Genomic DNA, 7,496 nt, shown 5'->3' with positions numbered 1-7,496 from the left:
CTCGGGCATCGGCGCCGGCAGCCTGCTGCAGCACCACGGCATCGCCGTGCAGCACCACCTTCCCGGCGTGGGCGGCAACCTGCAAGACCATTTGCAGATCCGCGCGGTCTTCAGCGTGAAGGGCGTGCGCACGCTCAACACCCAGGCCAATTCGCTGTGGGGCAAGGCCCTGATCGGCCTCGAGTACGCGCTCAAGCGCAGCGGGGCGATGAGCATGGCGCCTTCTCAGCTCGGCGCCTTCACGCGCAGCAGCCCCGATCAGCCGCACCCCAACCTCGAATACCACGTGCAGCCGCTGTCGCTCGACGCCTTCGGCGAGCCGCTGCATGCCTTCAATGCCTTCACCGCGAGCGTGTGCAACCTGAACCCCACGAGCCGCGGGCAGGTGCAGATCCGAAGCGCCTCGCCGCTCGATGCGCCCAGCATCCGCGCCAACTACCTCAGCACCGCCGAAGACCGCCGCGTGGCGGCCGATTCGCTGCGCATCACGCGGCGCATCGTGGCGCAGCCGGCACTCGCGAAGTACGCACCGCAAGAAGTGAAACCCGGCGCTCAGTTCCAGAGCGACGAAGAACTCGCCAAGCTGGCCGGCGACATCGGCACCACCATCTTCCACCCGGTGGGCACGGCCAAGATGGGGCCCGAGTCCGACCCGCTGGCGGTGGTCGATGCGCGCCTCAAGGTGCACGGCGTGAGTGGCTTGCGGGTGGTGGACGCGAGCGTCATGCCCACCATCACGAGCGGCAACACCAACTCGCCCACGCTGATGATCGCCGAGCGTGCGGCGGCCTGGATTCTGGCGGGCCAATGACAACCCCCACGTCGCTGTGCTCCTGCCCCCCGTGGGGGCGCAGCCCGACTTCGGGCGGCCGGGCGCCGGGCTGAGTTGAGCAGTACCTTGGACTACACCAACTCGCTCGTCTTCACCTCGGCGGTCAACCTGATCGTCGGCGTCACGCTGCTGCTCGCGTGGCGGCGCGACCCGCGGCAGGCCTTCTCGCGCGACCTGGGCTGGGCCTACCTCACGCAGATCTGCGTGCCGCTGGCCTACTGGGTGATGCGCCAGCCCGGCCCGCTCATGCAGGTGACGGGCACGGCGATCGTGGTCACCGCCTCGGCCCTGTACATCACGCTCGTGATCGTCGGCAGCGCGCGCCTGGCCGGCATCGCGCCCACGCGGCGCCAGAGCGTGTGGATGTTCACCGGCCTGCTGGGAGTGGGCCTCGCACTGATCCTCGTCCACCCTCGGCTGGCGCAGGCGCTCAGCGCCAGCCTGCACGTGGCCGCCGGCATCGTCGCCATGGGCTGGCTGTGGCGGCTGGGGGCGGGCGAGCGCCTGGTGGGCACGCTGCTGGTGCTGGTGGGGCTCAACCAGTTCATCTACGTGGTGGCCGGCGAAGCCGGCCTCGGGCTGCAGCTCACCATCGCCGCCGTGCTGCGGCTCACGCTCGGCCTGTCCCTGCTGCATGCCGCGGTGAGCCGCTCGCTCGACGAATCGAAGCGCCTGCGCCAGCGCTTTCAGCAGCTCACCGAGCGCTCGCACCAGGGCGTGGCCGTGGTGCAGGGTGAGGAACTCACCTACGCCAACCCGGCGCTGCTGCGCATCTACGGGCTGTCGTCGCTGACCGAGGTGAACACGCTGTGGCGCGAGGCCACCATGCCCGAGGCCGAGCGTGCGATCGCACGCGAACGCCATCGCCGCATCATTGCGGGCGAGCTGGTGCAGGCCAGCTGGGACGGCCTGCGCTACCGCTTCGACGGCACGCCCATCCAGCTGCGCTTCACCGCCTGGCGCATCGACTGGGACGGCCAGCCCGCCGAGCAGGTGGTGGTGACCGACGAGACCGCGCAGCACAACGCCACGCAGGCCCTGCTGCACCAGGCCACGCACGACGAGCTGACCGGCCTGCCCAACCGCAGCGCGCTGCTGCAGCGCCTGCGCGAGCTGTGCGCCGTGCCCGACAGCGCTTTCGCGCTGGTGCTGCTCGACGTCGACCGCTTCAAGCTCTTCAACGAGGCGCACGGACATCCGGTGGGCGACGAGGTGCTGCGCGCGCTGTCGGCCACGCTGCAGCAGGCGGTGGGCGGTGAGGCCGAGGTCATGCGCCTGGGCGAGGACGAGTTCGCCCTGCTGGCGCGCAAGGCGCACGACGAAACCAGCGCCGGTGCCCTGGTGCAGCGCGTGCGCAAGCGCCTGTCGCGCTCGCTCACCGTGCAGAACCATGAGTTCTTCCTCGACGTGTCGATGGGCGTGGCGCTGTGCCCCGCCACCACCCGCAACCCCGAGGCCTTGCTGCGCGCGGCCAATGCCGCCATGCGCCAGGCCAAGGCCACGCCGGGCACGTCGCTGCAGTTCGCGCAAGAGCGCTTCGAGCTCAGCTCGGGCGTGGTGCTCGACGCCGAGCAAGGCCTGCGCGCCGGTGTCAGCAAGGACGAGTTCGTGCTCTTCTACCAGCCCAAGGTCGACGCGAAGAGCGGCGCGACGGTCGGCTTCGAGGCCCTGGTGCGCTGGGACCGCCCGGGCCAGGGCCGCGTCGGCCCCAACGAGTTCATCCCGGCAGCCGAGCGCACCGGCCTCATCGTGCCGCTGGGCCGCCTGATCCTGGCGCAGGCCTGCCAGCAGCTGGCGCGCTGGCGCGAGGCGGGCGCGGCGCTGCTGCCGGTGGCGGTGAACGTGTCGCCGCTGCAGCTGCTCGATCCGGCCTTCCCGGAGATGGTGGCCAACACCCTGCGGCAGTACGAGGTGCCGCCCGAGCTGCTCTCGCTCGAGATCACCGAGAGTGCGGCCGTCACCCACCTCGAGCAGGCCAGCCAGCAGATCCGCGAGATGCGCGAGCACGGCGTGGCCGTGGCGCTCGACGACTTCGGCACCGGCTTCTCGTCGCTCAACCTGCTGCGCAGCCTGCCGGTCAACACGCTCAAGATCGACCGCACCCTCATCGAGCCGCTGCCGGCGCCCGACGCCCGTGCCGTGGTGCAGGCCATCTGCACCCTGGCCGCCGTGCTGCGGCTCGACGTGGTGGCCGAAGGCGTGGAGACCGAGGCCCAGGCCGAAGGCGCGCGCAGCGCGGGTTGCCAGGTGCTGCAGGGGGCGCTCTACGCCGTGCCGCTGACGGCCGACGACGCCATGGCCTGGCTGTCGCGCGAGACCACGGCAACTTGAGCCTCGCCAGCGCAGACTTGCGCAAAAAACTCCCGAACCCCGCCGCTTTGACACCGGCGCCGTTGGCATCGCGCGGGGGCTGTCCTAGAGTCATGGGCTGCGCCTTCCGCCGCCCATGACACCCATCACTTCTGCCCTCGGATCGGCCCTGCCGCAGGCCGTCGACGCCTACATGAAGCGCGCGCTGGTCAATGGCGCGGCGCCGATCCCGCTGGTCAAGCTGAACACCGACGTGGCGGGCCTGGGGCCCTACACGCTCGACAACGGCGGCGCCTTCACCATGACGGTCTACGCCGGGCCGACGCTGCAGTTCAGCGTCACGCCCAAGCTGGGCACGCTGCTCGACGCCAGCGCCTGAGGCGCTTGTGACTTTCGCACGCTGAATGGGCCGACCGGCCGATGTTCGGCCGCGCACCCGCTTCCTACAGTGCCCCCCATTCATTTCGAGGGAGGTGCTTGCCATGTGGGCCTTGAAGTTCTGTCGAACCCTGGGGGTTCTGTGCGCGCTTGTCTTGGTGGCGGCGTGCGGTGGTGCCGGCGAGGACGAGGGCGACGACGGCTACACGCCGACCTACGCCGGATCTTCCTGGAGCGGCACCGTGGGCGCGCCGATGGACGGCACGTGGACCTTCACCGTTGACGGCGGCGGCGCGATCGCCGGCACGGTCACCACGTCCCGAGGCACCTTCACCCTGCAAGGCGGCCTGCTCAACAACGGGGTGCTGGACCACCTGCGGGCCACGTCGAGCCAGGGCACGGTCGACATCATCGGCACGGTGTCAGGCAGTGCGCTGAACGCCACCTGGAACGGCACCTGGGGTGCAACGGGCCTGAGCGCGACCAGTGGCGCCTTCAATGGCAGCCGATCCAGTGGCGGCGGTGGCGGCAGCGCTTCCGGCGGCTCCTGCCCGTGGGACGCGACGGCCTTCTACAACCTGGGGCAGGTCGTCAGCTACAACGGCGCCACCTACACCGCCAGGCAACGCGTGACGCCGCTCGGCCTGGCCGCGGCGACCATCTCCAACCCGGCGGTCAACAGCACCTACTGGGCGGTCGGCGGCACCTGTGGCCCCACGCCTTACGTCACCGTCGAGAGCGCCACCTGCACCCGCAACGGCAGCAGCGGTGTCATCCAGATGAGCGGCAAGGCCCTGGGCGGCGGTACCGGCGATGCGATCGTGGCGTACACCAACGCCACCGACCGCAGCGGCGCGACCGAAAACAACTTCGGCCTGGTGAACCGCAGCTACAGCATGGCCTGCGCGGGCGGTGGATTCACCAGCAATGCCTTCAGCAGCACCTCGTCGCCGATCTACAGCGTGTGCAGGAAGAACCAGGCCAGCAACTCGCCCACCAGCTGGACGTCCACCCACACCGTCGTCCTCACCTCGATCCGGCCCACCATCGCCTACGTCAGCATGGGCGAGCCGCTGCGCGCCAACAACATCGACCCGGGCTCCATCATCCTGGGCTACGGTGACCTGCGCAGTACCGGGGTGGCCATCACCGGCGACTGCCAATGAGGCCAGTGAGGCCCGTGGCCTGAACCTCAGCCCTTGGTCACGCGGGCGACCAGCGCCTTCGTGAACTCGGCCGTGCTGGCCTTGCCGCCCAGGTCGCCGGTGCGCACCTGGTCGATGTTGAGCGTGGCGTCGATGGCCTGGCGCACGCGCTGCGCCTTGTGGTGCAGTTTCACGTGGTCGAGCATCATGGCCGCGGCCAGGATCAGCGCCGTGGGGTTGGCGAGCCCCAAGCCCGCGATGTCGGGTGCCGAGCCGTGCACGGCCTCGAAGATGGCCGCGTCCGTGCCGATGTTGGCGCCCGGCGCCATGCCCAGGCCACCCACCAGGCCGGCCACCAGGTCGGACAGGATGTCGCCGAACAGGTTGGTGGTGACGATCACGTCGAACTGGTAGGGGTTGAGCACCAGCTTCATGGCGCAGGCGTCGACGATCACCGTGTCGAACGCGATGCGGCCCTTGTACTTCTGCTCGTACAGCTGCTGCGCCGTCTCCAGGAAGATGCCGGTCAGCGCCTTCATGATGTTGGCCTTGTGGACCACGGTGATCTTCTTGCGGCCGGTGGCGATGGCGTGCTCGAAGGCGAACTCCAGCAGGCGGCGGCTGCCGGCGCGCGTGTTGATGCCGGTGGCCATGGCCACGGCGTGCGGGTCGTCGTCGATCTGCACGTAGTGCTCGTGGCCGATGTACAGGCCTTCGAGGTTCTCGCGCACGATCACGAGGTCGATGTTGTCGTAGCGCCCGCCCGGGATGATGGTGTGCGCCGGGCGCAGGTTGGCGTACAGCTTGAACTCCTCGCGCAGGCGCACGTTCGACGAGCGGTAGCCACTGCCCGAGGGCGTCTCCAGCGGGCCCTTCAGTGCGAGGCGCGTGCGGCGGATGCTGTCCAGCGTGGCGGGCGGCAGCGGGTCGCCGGCGGCGGCCACGCCGCCCAGGCCGGCGATCTGGCGGTCCCACTCGAACGGGGCCTCGACGGCCTCCAGCACGGCCAGGGTGGCGGCGACGATCTCGGGCCCGATGCCGTCGCCGGGGATGAGGGTGGCTGGGATGGAGTGGGGCATGGCGGGCCTTTGGGCTGGGGAATGGGCGGCGAGGATACTCGCCGCGATCCCCATGCAGACGGCATGCCAGTGCGATTCCGGCCGCGTTTCGCCCCCGGGAAACTCAGGCGGCCATCAGCTGCTTGCGGGCGCGGTGCAGGCGCACGAAGAGGTTGTCTTCGCTGATGGCCAGGGCCTGGCACACCGCCTCGGTGGGCTGCTCCTGCAGCACGCGCAACTGCACCACATCGCGCAGGCCGGCCGGCAAGGCGTCGATGCGGGCCAGCATCTGCGCCAGCTGTTCGCGCTGCTCGGCCAGTTCGTCGGGGCGCGGTTGGGGGCAGGGCTGGTCCAGCGCGTCGTCGTCGAGCGTCTGCTCGTTCAGGCCGACGCGGCTGCGCACCAGGTCGACGATCTTGTGCTTGAGGATGGCCGTGAGCCACGAGCGCAGCGCCGCCCGGCCGGCGAAGGCGGCCCGGCCCGAGACCACGGCCTCGAACACGTCGTGCACCACGTCTTCGGCCAGCGCCGGGTCGTGCAGCTTGCGCTGGGCAAAGCGCACCAGGTAGCCGCGGTGCGACACCATCTCGGGCCAGGGGACGGGGAGGGCAGCGGTGTTCATGGCGGGGCTCCGGTGGCTGGTGGGGTAGGAGCCACTGTCGCGGCCGCACCTCGCGCCTTGCTCGCGCTTCCTCACAGGAAGATCACATTTGCGTAAGAAGCGCTCGCGCGACACGACAATCCCGCCATGCCCGCCACCATCCTCGTCGCCGAAGACCAGACCGACATCCGCGAGCTGATCGCGCTCAACCTGCGCAACGCCGGCTACGAGGTGCAGACCGTCGCCGACGGCCCGGCCGCGCTGGCGAGCCAGAACGAGCAGGCCAGCGACCTGCTGATCCTCGACCTGATGATGCCGGGCCTGGACGGGCTGGAAGTCTGCAAGGCCCTGCGCGCGCGCGGCCGCAACACGCCGATCCTGATGCTCACCGCGCGCGCCACCGAACTCGACCGCGTGCTGGGCCTGGAGCTCGGCGCCGACGACTACCTCACCAAGCCCTTCTCGCTGGCCGAGCTGCTGGCGCGCGTGAAGGCCCTGCTGCGCCGGGCCGACCTGCTGCGCGCCGCGCAGTCCAACCCGCCCGGTCAGCCGGGCCTGCTGCGCAACGGCGACCTGGAGATCCAGCCCGCCAAGCGCCTGGTGCGCTGGCGCGGCACGGCGCTCGACTTCACCGCGCTCGAGTTCGACCTGCTGCTGCACTTCGCCAGCCACCCCGGCCACGTGTTCTCGCGCGCCCAGCTCCTCAACGCGGTGTGGGGCTACACGCACGACGGCTACGAGCACACGGTGACGACGCACATCAACCGGCTGCGCGCCAAGCTCGAGGCGGACCCGATGCGGCCGCAGCTGATCCTGACGGTCAGGGGTGCCGGCTACAAGATGCGGGAAGCGCCGTTGTGAGCCTCACCCGTGTCATCCCGGCGCACGCCGGGATCCACCGCGTCGATCTGCTCAGGCCATGCCCCCGGTGGATCCCGGCGTGCGCCGGGATGACGGAGGCGTGATGACCGTCCGCCTCAAGCTCGCCCTCACCATCTTCGCCACCGGCCTGGTGACCACCCTGGCCGTGCTCGCCACGGTGGTGTTCGCCTTCCAGCGCTTCGAGCACGAGACCACCTACCTGCGCGCCGCCGCCTTCCTGCAGCGCGTGGTGGCCCTGCACGACAACCTGTTCGAGCTGCACGAGCGCCACCCCGACGAGTTCGGTGTGT

8 protein-coding genes are annotated in these 7,496 nt (G+C 70.3%); 6 read left to right on the top strand and 2 right to left on the bottom strand.

Going from position 1 to position 7,496, the window contains the following annotated elements; translation table 11 throughout:
- The 4 genes from VFL64_RS01565 to VFL64_RS01550 all read left to right on the top strand — a co-directional run.
- On the top strand, positions 1 to 811 hold an 811-nt coding region (locus VFL64_RS01565; protein ID WP_489538620.1), incomplete at its 5' end, for a GMC family oxidoreductase.
- Positions 812 to 898: 87 nt separating this feature from the next.
- Positions 899 to 3,163 carry a putative bifunctional diguanylate cyclase/phosphodiesterase gene (locus tag VFL64_RS01560; protein ID WP_489538619.1) on the top strand — a complete coding sequence of 755 codons (2,265 nt, stop codon included), beginning with the start codon at positions 899 to 901 and terminating at the stop codon, positions 3,161 to 3,163.
- 115 nt (positions 3,164 to 3,278) lie between these two features.
- Positions 3,279 to 3,521, top strand: a complete 243-nt coding sequence (locus VFL64_RS01555) for a hypothetical protein (RefSeq protein ID WP_489538618.1) — start codon at positions 3,279 to 3,281, stop codon at positions 3,519 to 3,521.
- 103 nt (positions 3,522 to 3,624) lie between these two features.
- The gene (locus tag VFL64_RS01550) at positions 3,625 to 4,686 is read left to right on the top strand and encodes a hypothetical protein (RefSeq protein WP_489538617.1); all 1,062 of its coding nucleotides are present in this window, start codon (positions 3,625 to 3,627) and stop codon (positions 4,684 to 4,686) included.
- A gap of 26 nt (positions 4,687 to 4,712) precedes the next feature.
- On the opposite strand, the gene VFL64_RS01545 is transcribed toward VFL64_RS01550, so the two are convergent.
- Together VFL64_RS01545 and VFL64_RS01540 are read right to left on the bottom strand one after the other, a co-directional pair.
- Positions 4,713 to 5,744, bottom strand: a complete 1,032-nt coding sequence (locus tag VFL64_RS01545) for an isocitrate/isopropylmalate dehydrogenase family protein (protein ID WP_489538616.1) — start codon at positions 5,742 to 5,744, stop codon at positions 4,713 to 4,715.
- Positions 5,745 to 5,847: 103 nt separating this feature from the next.
- The gene (locus VFL64_RS01540; RefSeq protein WP_489538615.1) at positions 5,848 to 6,345 is read right to left on the bottom strand and encodes an RNA polymerase sigma factor; all 498 of its coding nucleotides are present in this window, start codon (positions 6,343 to 6,345) and stop codon (positions 5,848 to 5,850) included.
- Between the two features lie 126 nt (positions 6,346 to 6,471).
- Here VFL64_RS01540 and VFL64_RS01535 point away from each other — a divergent pair, with 126 nt between their 5' ends.
- Together VFL64_RS01535 and VFL64_RS01530 are read left to right on the top strand one after the other, a co-directional pair.
- Positions 6,472 to 7,185 carry a response regulator gene (locus tag VFL64_RS01535; RefSeq protein WP_489538614.1) on the top strand — a complete coding sequence of 238 codons (714 nt, stop codon included), beginning with the start codon at positions 6,472 to 6,474 and terminating at the stop codon, positions 7,183 to 7,185.
- Between the two features lie 103 nt (positions 7,186 to 7,288).
- Positions 7,289 to 7,496, top strand: a 208-nt coding sequence (locus VFL64_RS01530; protein ID WP_489538613.1) for a hypothetical protein, incomplete at its 3' end; no start/stop codon positions are given.

The organism is Rhizobacter sp. (genome assembly GCF_035702065.1).
GTDB lineage: Bacteria > Pseudomonadota > Gammaproteobacteria > Burkholderiales > Burkholderiaceae_C > Rhizobacter.
This window is presented reverse-complemented; position numbering and strand designations above follow the sequence as displayed.

Bases quoted from the DNA above. Each gene is read 5' to 3' on its own strand.
- VFL64_RS01555 (WP_489538618.1), top strand. From the start codon at position 3,279: ATGACACCCATCACTTCTGCCCTCGGATCGGCCCTGCCGCAGGCCGTC.
- VFL64_RS01550 (WP_489538617.1), top strand. From the start codon at position 3,625: ATGTGGGCCTTGAAGTTCTGTCGAACCCTGGGGGTTCTGTGCGCGCTT.
- VFL64_RS01545 (WP_489538616.1), bottom strand. From the start codon at position 5,744: ATGCCCCACTCCATCCCAGCCACCCTCATCCCCGGCGACGGCATCGGG.
- VFL64_RS01540 (WP_489538615.1), bottom strand. From the start codon at position 6,345: ATGAACACCGCTGCCCTCCCCGTCCCCTGGCCCGAGATGGTGTCGCAC.
- VFL64_RS01535 (WP_489538614.1), top strand. From the start codon at position 6,472: ATGCCCGCCACCATCCTCGTCGCCGAAGACCAGACCGACATCCGCGAG.